Raw genomic sequence first — 13,512 nt, forward strand, 5'->3', positions numbered from 1 at the left:
GGATCTTCATCATGGAAACTTTGGTATTTCGTTTTGAGCAAGGGCAACGCAAGCTGGGATCTGCGGCGCAACTGGTAGGCGTGGTCAGCTCGGGTAATCTGGAAGTGCTGGTGCAGTCGCTGGATTTGCAGTCAGCCTGCGAGATAGAAATCAGCACGGCTGCCACTGGCTTTGGTGCGATCTGGCAAGCAGTCATGCGTGACTTTAACCAGCGCTGGCAACTGGCCGATTGCCGCATTGCCATCAACGACATGGGCGCTACTCCCGCCGTTGTCAGCCTGCGCATGGATCAGGCCATAGAAGCCTGTCTGGAGCAAGCCAAATGAGCAGCTATCTGGAAGCAACAGCCAGGCAAAGAGTGGCCGCATTGATCAGCGATTTCACAGAATTTCTGTCACCTGCAAAAGAATGGACCAGCCCGCATCTGCCGCAACTGAATGCACCGGTTTCATTTGATGACGGCGTCGTCATTGGTCGCGGCACTATCGATGGCAGGCAAGTCTATGTCGCCGCGCAGGAAGGCGGCTTCATGGGGGGCGCAGTGGGCGAAGTGCATGGAGCCAAGCTGGTGGGCCTCATGCGTGCTGCGGTCATCCACAAACCGCAAGCACTGGTGCTGCTGGCAGAGTCCGGCGGTGTGCGCCTGCACGAAGCCAATGCAGGCTTGATAGCCGTGTCAGAAGTCATGCGTGCCTTGCTGGCTGTGCGTGCGGCTGGCATACCCGTCATCGTCGTCATCGGCGGCAGCAATGGCTGCTTTGGTGGCATGGGCATCGCTTCACGCTGCGCGAATGTCATCATCATGTCAGAAGAAGCACGCCTCGCCATGTCCGGCCCTGAAGTCATAGAAACCGCCAACGGCGTAGAAGAGTTTGATTCACGCGACAGAGCGCTGGTGTGGCGCACCACAGGCGGCAAGCACCGTTACCTGCTCGGTGATTGCCAAATGCTGGTGGCCGATGATGATGCCGCATTCAAGGCAGCGATAGTGCAAGCCATGCAGGATAGCGCACAAAATGAAGTAGCTCTCAGTCTGGCTGCACTGGAAGAAGAGCAAAAAATGCTGACAGCACGCCTGCAAGATTTTGGTGGCATGACTGAACCCATGGACATCTGGGCTGCCATGGGTGTGGAACATCCTGAGGATATTGCCATGCTCGATACCCAGGCATTCTTGCAACTGAGCGCCAGCATCAGGCAGACGGAGCACCAACATGGATAGCATGCAATTGCTTGCACAATTATTCCCGCAAGGTCATGAAGTCACTATCGTTGATGATTTCATTGTTGGCACAGCCGCTATCGACGGACAGAGCATCAGCGTCATAGGCACCAGCGGCCACACACCCATAGGCGTGGAGATTGCGCTGGCACAGGCCAAGGCAGTGCTGGCGACGGTGCGTGATTATCCGCAAAGGCCGATATTGCTGCTGGTCGATACCCAGGGTCAGCGCCTGCGCCACAGAGATGAAATGCTGGGCATTAACAGCTATATGGCACATCTGGGTAAATGCCTGGAGTTGGCCAGACAGTCTGGCCACAAGATCATTGCCTTGGTCTATGACCAGGCTTTGTCCGGTGGCTTCATCACCAGTGGCATGATGGCCGATGCCTGTTATGCCTTGCCAGAAGCCACCATACGCGTCATGGGCTTGCCAGCGATGGCACGCATTACCAAAGTACCTGAAGAAAAGCTGACAGCGCTGGCATTGCATAATCCTGTATTCGCCCCCGGCCCTAAAAACTATGAACGCATGGGTGGGGTGCAGGCGATATGGGAAGGCGATCTGGCGCAGTGCTTGCGCGATGCCCTGTTACATGCAGATGGCAGTGACAGGCGCAGTCAACTCGGTCAGCAACGTGGTGGCCGCCGCAAGTCGCAGCAGGTGATAGAAGCTGTTCTATCTCAGGCGGCACAAGTACAATAAGGTATGGATAGTATCGCGCATTATCAAAGACATGATCTGGTCTGGCTTGCTGACGAAGCATGGCTGGCTGTCTTGCAGTCTTTTGGTGCGCCGGATCTGCTCAGACAATGGCAGCAAGAGGAATGGCCAGCGGTAGTCACACGCCGCCATCCTGATGCTGCAGACGATGAAGTCTGCATAGGTTTCCCGCTCCCACCTGTGAGTGGCAACAAGCCGCGCTTTGCCGCTAAAGTAAAGGCTGAGCATATCGCCATTCATCAGTCTGCCTTGTCCCTGCATACTGTCATCGCTGTTGTGCCGCATGCATGGCAGGCCGGCTTGCAAAGCCTGCATCAGCAAGCCCTGATGGCGGGTATCAAGCTACGTGTGTATGGCTCGGTCGCCATGCAGTTTTTGACAGGGCAAGATTACCTGAGTGCGACTTCAGATATCGACATCCTGTTCCGGCCTTATCATCGGGCGCAACTGCGTGCTGGGCTGGCCTTGCTGCAAGAGCAGCAGCAAACTCTGCCGATTGATGGGGAGATTGTATTTCCTGGCGAGGCAGCAGTTGCGTGGAAAGAATGGATACAGCCCGCCCATCCCGGGCAGGACTTTAATCAGCAGCGCGTCATGGTCAAAGACATGCATGGCGTCAGCCTGCGCACCCGGCAAAGCCTGCTTGATTTGTTGGCCGAGGGTGAATTGCCATGCTAGCGCAAGCGCATGTTCATACTGAACGGAGTTCAGTTCAGTCGCCGACAGCTTCACCTCAAAGAAAACATAGTGCGCAGCAAATCGCCATACTTGCAGTGCGCAGTCTGTATGCAGAACTGGTCTTGTATCCCAAACCTGGTCTGGTTTCCCTGCGTGACAATGGCAGTCATGTTGATATGGATGCTGCCTGCTTCATGCGCAGCCTGTTTTCTCTGCGCCATTATTTCAGAGACATTGCACTTGCTGGTGCCGCTGGTGCTGAATTCCACATACTAAAAAATTTAGGTATCGCAGCAGAACAGCGCATGTTGAAAGCGACCAGAGGCATCAATACGCATAGAGGTGCCATCTTTGCCCTGGGCATGCTCAGTGCAGCGGCAGGATATTGTTTGTCGCGTGACTGCGTATTGACGACGACAACTGTACGGCAGGCCCTCATCTCGCAATGGGGGCAGGCATTGGCAGTGCACAGTGCTCCAGAAGATACACAGCATCTGAGTCACGGCTTGCAGGCTGCAAAACGATATGCTGCCAGCGGTGCCAGGGAAGAGGCGGCCTTGTGTTTCCCTTCCATCTTTGAACTTGCACTGCCACGTTTGCAGCAAAGCCTGCAAGACGACCGCAGTCTGCATCTGGCACAAGTCGATTGCTTCTTTACTCTGATGACACATATCAGTGACACCAATCTCTATCATCGCGGCGGCATAGCAGGAATAGCTTATGCCAAAGATACGGCACAAAAATTTCTGGATCAGGGTGGCACAGCTAATCCGCAATGGTTGATCATTGCAGAAAACTGTCATCGAGAATTCGTCTCGCGCAGACTGTCGCCAGGAGGCGCAGCAGATATGCTGGCAGCAACTTGCTTTGTGCATCACTGCATGGAAAAATTTTCTGCAACAAGCATACATGAATAAGTTCGCCCTGCTATGTCCGGGGCAGGGCGCACAGTCTGCCGATATGTTTGCGTTGGCCAGGCAGGATGCAAAGGCGGCCAGTTTTGTGCAAGATGTGTTGAGCCATAAGATAGAACAACACACGCTCGCAGAAGCACTTTCATCACATGATCTGCTATTTAAAAACCGCTATGCCCAGCCTTTGATCGTCGCTTCTACACTGGCCAACTGGCTGGCGCTACGCGATAATTTACCCACGCCCGACCTAGTCGCCGGATACAGCATAGGTGAAATTTCTGCGCATGCAGTCAGTGGCAGCATGGATGTGCAAGCTGTCCTGCAACTCGCTACTACCCGTGCGGCTTTGATGCAAGCTTGCGCGCACACACTGCAAGGCATGCTGGCTGTATCTGGTGTCGCCATCACCGATATACAGCAATTCGTTGCCAGCCATGAGCTGCACGTCGCCATCATCACGGCTGACAACAAGGCCATCATCGCTGGTCTGGCAGACCAGATCAGCGCGGTCATTCCAGAAATTGCCAAGCTACCTGGACAGGATATTACATACACAGAAATAGCTGTGCATATCGCTTCGCATACTCCACTGATGCAGGCTGCTGTACCTGGCTTTGCGCAAGCGCTGAATGACACTCCCGTGCATGAAACTGCGATTCCTGTATTGGCAGGTTTCAACGCCGAAAAAGTCACGGAACCAGCGACCATACGCAGCAGCCTCCTGGCACAACTGACCCAGACCATACACTGGCATGCCTGTATGGATGCCATGGCTGAAAGCGGCATCAGCCATGCGCTGGAACTGGGCCCAGGCTCGGCCTTATCCAAAATGCTGCAGACCCGTCATCCACAAATAGCTTGCCGCTCCATCGCAGATTTCCGAAGCCTTGAAGGTATAGTCCATTGGGTGCAACGCCAGAGCGAGAGTTGATTTTCACTAGCCTAAACCAGAGCAACACATACAGGAGACATCATGAAACGTATTACACTGAGCAATATTCTCATTCCTATCGTACTCACCATGACCATCAACACCCTGGCCCAGGCTGCCGAACGCCTTCCCACGATACCTCCATCTCAATACACAGAAGAACAAAAGAAAGCGGCTGAAGAATTCCTGGCTACGCGCAAGGTGCCTGTCTTTGGACCCTTCGAGCCCTTGATGCACAGCCCGCAAGTCATGAGTCAGGCGCGTGCCATGGGTGATTATCTGCGTTATCAATCTGCACTAGGCACCACACTCAGTGAACTGGTGATATTGATCACCGCAAGAGAATGGTCGCAGGATTATGAATGGTATGTACATCATCCAATCGCTCTCAAGGCCGGCATCAAAGCAGAAGTGACCGCCGCGATTGCCGATGGCAGGCGCCCGACTGGCATGACAGACGATGAAGAAATCGTCTATGACTTTTCGATGGAATTACACAAGAACAAGCGCGTGTCCGACCGCACCTATGAACGTGCTGAGAAGCGTTTTGGTAAAAAGGGAATCGTGGATCTGACAGGCATCAATGCCTATTACACTTTGTTGGCCATGCAGATGAATGTGGCGCAATACCAGATACCCAAGGATGGCAAGAAGCTGGTGCGATTTCCTGAATAAATCAAGGGAACTTGAATTCAATATAAGAGGATAAAAAAATGGGGCCAATGCCCCATTTTTTATAACTACGGTATTTGCTACATCAACGGTAATCAATAACGACGACGCTGCTGACCACCACCTGATGGACCGCGTGTTTCAATATGGCGGAATGTGATTCTGCCCTTGCTCAAATCATAGGGCGACAATTCCAGCGTCACCTTGTCACCGGCCAGTATGCGTATGTGATGCTGACGCATCTTGCCGGACGTGTAAGCGATCAGTTTGTGGCCGTTTTCCAGGTTCACACGGAAACGTGAATCGGGCAGCACTTCTTCAACTTGACCATTCATTTCCAACAGTTCTTCTTTTGCCATGGTTTTATCATCTTTATAGTAGGTCGTGACACCTGTACACAGACTGCGTCACTGATGGCAGACGATCACATAATCATCTGCAAGGGATTACGGTGAACTCACTGTTGATCGTCTGGCGCCGTGAGACGAAAAGAGTGTGAGTGTTGAAAGAGGCTGTGCACAGATGGCTTTGCCATCACAGCTACACAGTACTTGGATAACAGCCAGAAGTATGCACTCAAGGCCAGTGAGGTAAAACTACAGCAGGTCTGTCGCAGACTGCATCAAACGCCAGCTTCAGCGCTCTTGTCAGAAAAACTTCGATTTATCGGGAGTAAGAATTCTCTTGCAATAGGATTATACCCTGAATGCCCTGTTTCCCTCGCGATTTGTCGATAAATTACCAGAAAGATTCAATAATTACCGCTATTTTAATGACAAATTGTCCTCTAATCCCGATTTGCTCTGCCATTGATGCAAATCAATTTCACATGTGTTTGTCATTTTCAACACAAACAGGCTTATAGAATATTTATATGGTGCTTGCCAGACCTGGCAAAGCCGCTCCCACTTCATGTCTCCGGAGGCAATGATGGCCTTTAGCATACGCTCAGTCTGCCACTTGTTTTTTGCATTATTCACCTTGTCGGTGATGGTACCGGCCTGGGCTCAGGTATCGCCGCTGGACGCACGCATGAAGAAAGTGCTGGCAGATAATGCAGCGACCAGTGCCTCGATCAACGCAGCAAAGAAAGTCACTTTCTTTTGCGAAGTCTGTCATGGTGTCAATGGCAGCAGCGTCAAGGGTGACGTACCTAACCTGGCAGGACAAAACTCCAGCTATCTTTTGACGCAGATAGATAAATTTTCACGCGGCCAGCGCCAGGAAAAATTCATGGAAGGCCTGATGAAGCTGTTGACCGAAGAAGAGCGCATCAATGTCGCCCTGTTCTATTCGAGCAAGGCAGTCGAGCCTGCAGGCAAAGAAACTTCATTGACCGGACAGGCGATTTATACTGCACGCTGCAGCATGTGTCATGCGGAACATGCACATGGCAATGAAACCACGCCAAGACTGGCAGGCCAGCAAATTGACTACCTCAAAAAATCCATCAAGCGCTATAGAGACAGAACAGGTGAACGCATCTATGAACCCATGAGCGCCAGCACCGCAGGCCTGAAAGAGGTTGAGATACAGGCACTGGCCGCTTATTTATCGAGTTTGAAATAAATATCCGGTTTTACAAACTCACTTGCTGCATGTATTCGCAATAGGCTTTTTGGACTTCGCTACGCCGCAACAACCCGGTGTGCCCTGCATCCTTGATGTACAACTGGCGCTTGGCTTTGGACGGAATTGCCTCATACACCTTTTGCCCAAGTTCTGCCGGGGTCTGCTTGTCTTTTTCTGCCGTCAATACCAGCGTTGGCCCCTGGTAGCGTGACATTGCCCTGATGTTATCTACCTGCTGTAAACTGTCTTGGATATTCACGCTGACAAATGGCTTGGCGTACCACGGCGTCGATAGCGACACCATATCCCTGACATTGCTGGCCGTGGTTTCCAGGACGATGCCATCAGGCTGGCGCTGCTCCGCAATAAAGCCAGTCGCAAAGCTGCCCATTGAATGCCCATGTACCACCAGCTTGCCTGTGGTGCTGGCACGCACGGTATCGTAAATTTTCAAGGCATCTTCCTGCAGGTTCTGTATGTCAGGCACGCCTGCTGTACGGCCATACCCGCGATAATCAAAGCTCACCAGGTTGACATTGCAGGCACCTATATTTTTCAACATGTAAGGCAAGGAGTCTTCAACATGTGAGAGGTTGCCACCAAAATACAGCACCGTGACTTTACTGCCTTCTTGCCGGAACGCGGCACCTTCCAGCCTGGTCTGGTCAGTGGCGATCACAGTTTCATCCCTGAGCTGTGCCGCCGGATTGATTTTCTGCATATCGTCCTGCGTCAATTTTTGTTTGAGCTTGTAACCCGTTGAACTATCCGGGCGTATGTATTGCTTGTCGGTGATATCGACATGCATGCATCCCGTCATCAGCGTACCTATACCAGCTACAAGCAGCGCAGAAAAAATATGCCGTTTGATGAGATGCATGTTGACTCCGTTAAATAATTGACTTGAATATTATCACGCTCAGACCTGCTCATTCCAGCTATGAAAATGGCTTTTTCAGCATTGTTCTTTTACCGCCTTGGCTACCAGCTTATGCACTTTCTCACTGTTAAGTAAGTTTGCGTAAATGGCAAAGATGATTTGCAATATGTATTATTGTTCTGATTTTTGCAAGGAAATAGAATCTCTTCCACCAACAAGGTATGAACAACAAATGGCGAATAGCCTGGAGGAAGAGAACATGATCAAGAACACTTTACACACACTGGCCCGCGCAGCTTTATATCTGTCCATCGCTGGTGCTTTTGGCATGAGCAGTAGCGCTGCTTATTCTGCTGCACCGATGGTAAGAACATCCGCCCCTGCGTATTACCGCACCATGCTGGGCGCATTTGAAGTGACAGCACTCAGTGACGGCACCGTCAAACTGCCGGTAGAAAAAATATTGATGGAGCCTGAGCAAAAAACCAAAGATGCGCTGGCAAAGTCATTTTTGCAGGCACCGCTGGAAACTTCAGTCAATGCTTATCTCGTCAATACTGGCAGCAAGCTGATACTGATTGACGCCGGTACCAGCAACCTGTTTGGCCCCAGCCTTGGCAAGCTGATTGCCAACCTCAAGGCATCAGGTTATGAGCCATCACAGATAGATGACATCTACCTCACCCATTTGCATCCCGACCATGTCGGTGGTTTGATAGTTAATGGTGCCATGGCTTTTGGTAACGCGATTATCCATGTACATCAGGCCGAGGCAGATTACTGGTTGAGCCAAAAAAACATGGAGCAGGCACCGGCAGATGCGAAGTCTTTTTTTGAAGGGGCGATGGCTTCGCTCAATCCCTATAAAGCAGCTAACAAGCTGCAAACATTTAGTGCTGATGGTGAATTATTGCCCGGCCTTACTGCGCACTCCACACAAGGGCACACCGCCGGTCACACCTCTTATCTGCTGGAAAGCAATGGTGAAAAAATGCTGGTAGTGGGTGACCTGATCCACGTCGCCTCCGTGCAACTCGACAAGCCTGAGGTGACAGTGACTTTTGACAGCCACGCCAAAGCGGCTTCAGCCACGCGTCAGAAAGTATTCACACAGGCAGCAAAAGATGGTGTCATCGTTGCCGCTTCACACATGCAGTTCCCTGGCATGGGACGATTGAAAAAAGCTGGCAATGGCTATCAATGGGTGCCAGTCAATTTCACCTTGATGCCGTAAATAATGAATGGCCTGCGCGGGCAGGCCATCATCCGATTATTTGCAATAGGCAAGGCTGACATTGGTGAGTGTTTAAACTGTAATTGGCAGTCTAAGCCCAGCTCTCCAGGGATGCCACGCACCAATCAGCCGCAAAGAATTCTGCACAGAAATCAAACGCCCCATCTCTTCTTTGGCATACCCAGTATCACCTCTTGCCAGTTACGCACCCACGGTACACCTCAGGCACCTGCGGCCCACCCAGCGAATAAGCCGCATACAGGTATTGCACCATCAGGCAATGCTCAATCTCGGCATCGATGGACAAGAGATAAGTCACATAATCACGCGGAGAAAATTCCAGGTTCAGCGGCGGCTTCTGGTTCTGTAATTGGGGTCCAGGCTGAGGGCTGATAGATTCAGTCGACAACAAATCCACCCCTCCCAGCAAACCCTTCTGAGTCCCCGTCACCGGTAAAGCCTTAGGCTGATGCATCGCACCAAGATGACGCCTGATCTGTGCAGCACGCATTTCCTTGTCCTTTTAAGGGTTGGGTATGCAAAGGCAAGCATCCTCAGAACGGCTGTGGATGGTTTGCTAGAGGATTGTTGATTAAAAATATGCAATTAAATTAATCTTAAGGCAATACTTAAATAGCATCAAGCGGCAGAGAGATTTTTTTAATGAAATGTGACATTGGCAGAAATAATGCGTTGTTATTCCAACACGTTAGTTTCAGAGTAAATGGCTTTACCCGTCGTTATTGCTTAAGCATTCATGCTTGATTTTGAAGATAAAAAATTATTGTATGCATTGATGCCTGTCGCTTTTTGTTTTCGCTCTGGAGGGAAACAATAATGGCTAGAGTCATATACTTTGCACTTGAAGTTTGAGAGAATCTGCGCGACTTTTTAATACTTGCAGTGCGTAGATATCAATCATTCTTACATCCTCACTTTCTAAGGCATCTTTCATGGCAACAGCTAGCGATATCCAAAACCTTTACATCGCTTATTTCAATCGCCCGGCGGATGTCGCGGGTCTGGCTTATTGGCAAACCACCTCATTTAGTCTTTTACAAATTGCGCAAAGCTTTTCTCAACAGGCTGAATATGCGAGGTCTTTCTCAGCTTATTCGACTAAACAAACAGTCAATACTTTGTATGGCAACCTGTTTAATCACGCTGCTGACTCTGCAGGTTTGGCATACTGGATCGCTCAGATTGATAGTGGCACAGTCAGTATTGGTGCTGCAGCGATTGCTATTCTGGGCGGTGCAACGGGTTCAGATTTGAGTACTATACAGGCAAAGAATACGGCTGCCACCGCATATACTGTATCGATGACAAACGATGCACAAGCGCAGGCTGCATACAGCCCCTCAAACGGATCGTTTATATTTGCCAAAACCTGGCTTGCCGCTGTGGTGGACACATCGACAGCAAATGCAGTGGTGAATGGTTTGTCTGCCACCATCAATAGTTATAAAGTGACAGGTGGTGACACGGTAAATTTGAGTGCAGGCGCACAGGCGGTCAACTTTTATAACACTACTGGCAGTGAAACTGCCGTGATTGGCGGCGTAAATCAATCAGTGAATCAGGTGACGCTGACGCCAGGTACATTAACAGTTAATACCTCGAATGCGAACACGGCAGGCTTGATGATCAATGGTGCAAATGCTACCGGCGGTGTACACATTAATCTTACAGATTCAGGGAAAGCTACTTTGTCTGCTGCTGCCTTGAATGGTGTGGATACCATCAACCTTTTTGCTGGTGCAGGCGAGGTACTTACTTTGAATCCAAATGCACCTTTGTCTATCAATCAAGCGGCTGCATCGGCAACATTGATTATCAACACTGCTCAAAAGGTGAAAGTAAATCAGGCATCAACGGCGGATATTACTCTGGGCGGGATTGCTCATTACACCGTCTCAGAAGGCACGACTGGGGCTATCATCGCCAATGGCACAGGAGGTTCGTTGACGGTGATTGGCGGCACCAGTAGCCATAGTATTACCAGTTCGGTCGCTACCACCATTTTTTCTACTTCTGCTACTGGCGGCTATCACGAGGACATCTTGGCCGGTACCGGAAACTTTACAGTGCTGGGTGTGGGATATCAAACGATGAACTTAATTGATGGCGGCTTGAACGGTTCATTGAATGTTACTACGGCAGGCAGTAATCTTGTTGGGTATTTTGAAGGAAGTAAAACGACGGGCGCTGTGACATTTACACTAGGTGGTACTGGTATGTGTAACATTTACACTAACTCTAACCATATAACAACGATCAATGGAGTTAATGGTGTAAATAATTTTGTTACTGCATCTGGTAATGGGGTTATGACTTATAACGCTGCTGCGACTGGTAATACTTTACTGTACTCCAATGGAACAAATTTCACGAGCATTAATTTATCTGCTACTGGTAACGGCAACGACGACATCCATTTAAATTATGGTGGCGACATAAGTCTCGGAAAGATCACTACCGGGCTGACCACAATAACAAACTTCAAGGCTTCAGGTGCAGACAATATACATTGGGGAGCATCAGCGACTTCGTTGAATACTATCAATATAGGTGCATCTGATTTTACAAGTTTGGCGGCGAATATCCAGTCTGGTGCAGGCACTTTGACGAGCAGCGATGGCAAAGCATTTATTGTAAACGTGGCGACTGGTGCTGCAGCTGGCACTTATCTTTACGAACACGTCAATTCGTCAAGCCTTGTAGCCAGCAATGACTTTATTGTCAAACTGGTTGGTGCGGGTGTGATAGTTGCCAGTGATCTGTTGGGCTATTAATTCTTGGGCACTCAGGCATCCTGCATCTTATTCGCAATCTATTTTATAAGACTTCAAGTGATATACAACTATTTCATATTGCTTGAGTCGAATGGCCTGGTGCTTGAGACTGAATTGAACAGATCACATTTGTTTTCTAAAGATATTCTCCTGATTACTGCTTACCTACCTCGGTTGCATATTTTTTTTGAAAGCAGATTTCAATGACAAAACTGATTGCTTCACTTTGCGTAGTCTGTAGTTTGATAGGAGCGACTGTCGCTACTAATACTGCAAATGCCAGTGACACGTCCGCAAAAGCCCAGCCCTCCGATTCAGAAATCAAACAGCAAATCGACCGCTACATAAAAAGTGAAATGCAAGAACGTCGCATCCCTGGCATGCAATTGGCCGTAGTCAGGGGTGGCAAGATTGTTTTGTTGAAGTCGTATGGGTTGGCTGAGATACCGAATGCGGTGGCTGTGAATGACCAGAATGTGTTTTCCATTAACTCTGCGACGAAGTCGTTTACTGGCGTTGCCATCATGCAGTTGGTGGAGGAGGGCAAGCTGGATTTGTCTGCGCCGGTGTCGCGTTATCTGGATGGTTTGCCGGTTGCCTGGCAGGCGGTGACTGTGCGGCAGTTGCTTACGCATACCTCGGGTATCCCTGACATTATCAGCAGCAAGATACCTTCGCTGGCGACGCCGCAAGAGGTGGATGCGGCTTGGGCTGCGATACAGACCTGGCCTATGGAGTTCAAGACGGGTGAACGCTACCGCTACAACCAGACCAATTATATTTTGCTGGGCAAGATCATCGATCGTCTGAGCGGTATGCCGTTTATAGCGTTTTTCCAGAAGCGGCAATTTGCCGTGGCGGGCATGCGCAGCGTGGGCTTTGGTGAGTCGCGTGATGTGATACCACACAAGGCGGTGTCGTACAGGTATGAGGAGCCGGGTGGCAGCCTCAAGCATGTTGCCGAGGTTTTCCCTCCCTTTATGCGCACGGGGGCGGGCATGAATAGCAGTGCCGAGGATGTGGCTAACTGGCTCATCGCGCTGCAACAGGGCAAGCTGATTTCTGCTGCGGGTTTAAAGCAGCTCTGGACGCCGGGTACTTTCAATAATGGGAAGCCGACTGTGTGGGCGCTGGGCTGGCCTGTGATGCGCCAGGGTGAGTACGCTGCGGTGGCTGGCGTGGGTGGTGCGCGTTCGGCGTTTTATGTATATCCCGGCCATGATCTTGCCATCGTCACGCTGACCAATCTGGCGGGTGCTGATCCGCAGGGGATGATCGATGATATCGCTGGCTTTTATTTGCCGGGTTTAAGAAAAGCGCATGGCGGCGCTTATGCCGCACATCTTTTGCGTGAGCAGATTGCGCAGGATGGTTATACGGGGCTGGCGGCGAAATTGAACAAGATCAAAATCAATAGAGGATTGCCTGACCCTTCTGAAGATGATTTCAATTCCTGGGGTTATCGTTTGCTGAGCAAGAAAATGGCTGATCAGGCGGTGACTGTGTTTGGTCTTGGGGTGCAGGTATATCCCAATAGTGCGAACCTGCATGACAGCCTGGCAGAGGTATATGAGTTCCAGGCGGACAAGGTGGCTGCTTTGAAGCATTACCGTTTGTCACTGGGGCTGGATGCGCAGAATACGCATGCGGCGGAGCGTATCGCGGCCTTGGGTGGGAAGTGAGTAAGATGGTTGTTTGAATTTCTTATAGATTAATTTGGGCTTTGTTAATTTCGTAGGTTGGGCTGGGCCTCGCCAGGCTACGCTTTATCAGCTCAATACTGTGCCTCAACCAGGGTATACGTTATTTAAATGCCGAGTGTTGGGCTGATGAAGCGTAGCCCAACCTACGCACAAAAAAACGGCTCATCATCCTGAAAATAATGAGCCG

At 50.3% G+C, this 13,512-nt stretch carries 14 protein-coding genes; 11 read left to right on the forward strand and 3 right to left on the reverse strand.

Annotated elements, in window-relative coordinates; genetic code table 11:
* Nucleotides 1–11 precede the first annotated feature (11 nt).
* From mdcC to UNDKW_RS02055, 7 genes are read left to right on the forward strand one after another with little or no spacing between them, the layout of a single operon-like run.
* Nucleotides 12–326, forward strand: a complete 315-nt coding sequence (mdcC, locus tag UNDKW_RS02025; protein WP_162057384.1) for a malonate decarboxylase acyl carrier protein — start codon at nucleotides 12–14, stop codon at nucleotides 324–326.
* Nucleotides 323–1,222 carry a biotin-independent malonate decarboxylase subunit beta gene (locus tag UNDKW_RS02030; RefSeq protein ID WP_162057385.1) on the forward strand — a complete coding sequence of 300 codons (900 nt, stop codon included), beginning with the start codon at nucleotides 323–325 and terminating at the stop codon, nucleotides 1,220–1,222. The genes mdcC and UNDKW_RS02030 overlap by 4 nt, the downstream gene beginning before the upstream one ends.
* The gene (mdcE, locus tag UNDKW_RS02035) at nucleotides 1,215–1,928 is read left to right on the forward strand and encodes a biotin-independent malonate decarboxylase subunit gamma (RefSeq protein ID WP_162057386.1); all 714 of its coding nucleotides are present in this window, start codon (nucleotides 1,215–1,217) and stop codon (nucleotides 1,926–1,928) included. Before UNDKW_RS02030 ends, mdcE begins: the two co-directional genes overlap by 8 nt.
* A gap of 3 nt (nucleotides 1,929–1,931) precedes the next feature.
* Entirely contained in the window at nucleotides 1,932–2,624 is a 693-nt protein-coding gene (gene mdcG, locus UNDKW_RS02040; protein WP_162057387.1) for a malonate decarboxylase holo-[acyl-carrier-protein] synthase, read from the forward strand.
* Nucleotides 2,618–3,541: a triphosphoribosyl-dephospho-CoA synthase MdcB gene (mdcB, locus tag UNDKW_RS02045; RefSeq protein ID WP_162057388.1), complete on the forward strand. Its 924-nt coding sequence runs from the start codon at nucleotides 2,618–2,620 to the stop codon at nucleotides 3,539–3,541. Before mdcG ends, mdcB begins: the two co-directional genes overlap by 7 nt.
* A complete protein-coding gene (locus tag UNDKW_RS02050) occupies nucleotides 3,534–4,469 on the forward strand; it encodes an ACP S-malonyltransferase (protein ID WP_162057389.1) in 936 nt (311 codons plus the stop codon). Before mdcB ends, UNDKW_RS02050 begins: the two co-directional genes overlap by 8 nt.
* Nucleotides 4,470–4,511: 42 nt before the next feature.
* Nucleotides 4,512–5,144 carry a carboxymuconolactone decarboxylase family protein gene (locus UNDKW_RS02055; RefSeq protein WP_232063207.1) on the forward strand — a complete coding sequence of 211 codons (633 nt, stop codon included), beginning with the start codon at nucleotides 4,512–4,514 and terminating at the stop codon, nucleotides 5,142–5,144.
* A 92-nt stretch (nucleotides 5,145–5,236) separates the two neighbouring features.
* Here the strand turns inward: UNDKW_RS02055 and infA are convergent, their stop codons facing one another.
* A complete protein-coding gene (gene infA / locus UNDKW_RS02060; protein WP_162039515.1) occupies nucleotides 5,237–5,500 on the reverse strand; it encodes a translation initiation factor IF-1 in 264 nt (87 codons plus the stop codon).
* A gap of 571 nt (nucleotides 5,501–6,071) precedes the next feature.
* Between infA and UNDKW_RS02065 the strand changes: the two genes are divergently transcribed.
* On the forward strand, nucleotides 6,072–6,710 hold the full coding sequence (locus UNDKW_RS02065; protein WP_162057390.1) for a c-type cytochrome: 639 nt from the start codon (nucleotides 6,072–6,074) through the stop codon (nucleotides 6,708–6,710).
* 10 nt (nucleotides 6,711–6,720) lie between these two features.
* On the opposite strand, the gene UNDKW_RS02070 is transcribed toward UNDKW_RS02065, so the two are convergent.
* Nucleotides 6,721–7,593: an alpha/beta hydrolase gene (locus UNDKW_RS02070; protein WP_162057391.1), complete on the reverse strand. Its 873-nt coding sequence runs from the start codon at nucleotides 7,591–7,593 to the stop codon at nucleotides 6,721–6,723.
* 259 nt (nucleotides 7,594–7,852) lie between these two features.
* Here UNDKW_RS02070 and UNDKW_RS02075 point away from each other — a divergent pair, with 259 nt between their 5' ends.
* Nucleotides 7,853–8,827, forward strand: coding sequence for an MBL fold metallo-hydrolase (locus tag UNDKW_RS02075; RefSeq protein ID WP_162057392.1), 975 nt, complete (start codon nucleotides 7,853–7,855; stop codon nucleotides 8,825–8,827).
* A gap of 187 nt (nucleotides 8,828–9,014) precedes the next feature.
* On the opposite strand, the gene UNDKW_RS02080 is transcribed toward UNDKW_RS02075, so the two are convergent.
* Entirely contained in the window at nucleotides 9,015–9,338 is a 324-nt protein-coding gene (locus UNDKW_RS02080; RefSeq protein WP_232063208.1) for a ferritin-like protein, read from the reverse strand.
* Nucleotides 9,339–9,780: 442 nt separating this feature from the next.
* On the opposite strand from UNDKW_RS02080, the gene UNDKW_RS02085 reads away from it, so the two are divergent.
* Both UNDKW_RS02085 and UNDKW_RS02090 read left to right on the forward strand, forming a co-directional pair.
* Nucleotides 9,781–11,622, forward strand: a complete 1,842-nt coding sequence (locus UNDKW_RS02085) for a DUF4214 domain-containing protein (protein WP_162057393.1) — start codon at nucleotides 9,781–9,783, stop codon at nucleotides 11,620–11,622.
* 203 nt (nucleotides 11,623–11,825) lie between these two features.
* A complete protein-coding gene (locus tag UNDKW_RS02090) occupies nucleotides 11,826–13,304 on the forward strand; it encodes a serine hydrolase domain-containing protein (protein WP_162057394.1) in 1,479 nt (492 codons plus the stop codon).
* Nucleotides 13,305–13,512 lie beyond the last annotated feature (208 nt).

The organism is Undibacterium sp. KW1 (assembly GCF_009937955.1).
GTDB lineage: Bacteria > Pseudomonadota > Gammaproteobacteria > Burkholderiales > Burkholderiaceae_D > Undibacterium.

Excerpts from the sequence above, each read along its gene's own strand:
- UNDKW_RS02070 (WP_162057391.1), bottom strand. The coding sequence starts at position 7,593 with ATGCATCTCATCAAACGGCATATTTTTTCTGCGCTGCTTGTAGCTGGT.
- UNDKW_RS02085 (WP_162057393.1), top strand. The coding sequence starts at position 9,781 with ATGGCAACAGCTAGCGATATCCAAAACCTTTACATCGCTTATTTCAAT.
- mdcB (WP_162057388.1), top strand. The coding sequence starts at position 2,618 with ATGCTAGCGCAAGCGCATGTTCATACTGAACGGAGTTCAGTTCAGTCG.
- mdcG (WP_162057387.1), top strand. The coding sequence starts at position 1,932 with ATGGATAGTATCGCGCATTATCAAAGACATGATCTGGTCTGGCTTGCT.
- mdcE (WP_162057386.1), top strand. The coding sequence starts at position 1,215 with ATGGATAGCATGCAATTGCTTGCACAATTATTCCCGCAAGGTCATGAA.
- UNDKW_RS02080 (WP_232063208.1), bottom strand. The coding sequence starts at position 9,338 with ATGCGTGCTGCACAGATCAGGCGTCATCTTGGTGCGATGCATCAGCCT.
- UNDKW_RS02090 (WP_162057394.1), top strand. The coding sequence starts at position 11,826 with ATGACAAAACTGATTGCTTCACTTTGCGTAGTCTGTAGTTTGATAGGA.
- UNDKW_RS02065 (WP_162057390.1), top strand. The coding sequence starts at position 6,072 with ATGGCCTTTAGCATACGCTCAGTCTGCCACTTGTTTTTTGCATTATTC.
- UNDKW_RS02075 (WP_162057392.1), top strand. The coding sequence starts at position 7,853 with ATGATCAAGAACACTTTACACACACTGGCCCGCGCAGCTTTATATCTG.
- UNDKW_RS02030 (WP_162057385.1), top strand. The coding sequence starts at position 323 with ATGAGCAGCTATCTGGAAGCAACAGCCAGGCAAAGAGTGGCCGCATTG.
- infA (WP_162039515.1), bottom strand. The coding sequence starts at position 5,500 with ATGGCAAAAGAAGAACTGTTGGAAATGAATGGTCAAGTTGAAGAAGTG.
- UNDKW_RS02055 (WP_232063207.1), top strand. The coding sequence starts at position 4,512 with ATGAAACGTATTACACTGAGCAATATTCTCATTCCTATCGTACTCACC.
- mdcC (WP_162057384.1), top strand. The coding sequence starts at position 12 with ATGGAAACTTTGGTATTTCGTTTTGAGCAAGGGCAACGCAAGCTGGGA.
- UNDKW_RS02050 (WP_162057389.1), top strand. The coding sequence starts at position 3,534 with ATGAATAAGTTCGCCCTGCTATGTCCGGGGCAGGGCGCACAGTCTGCC.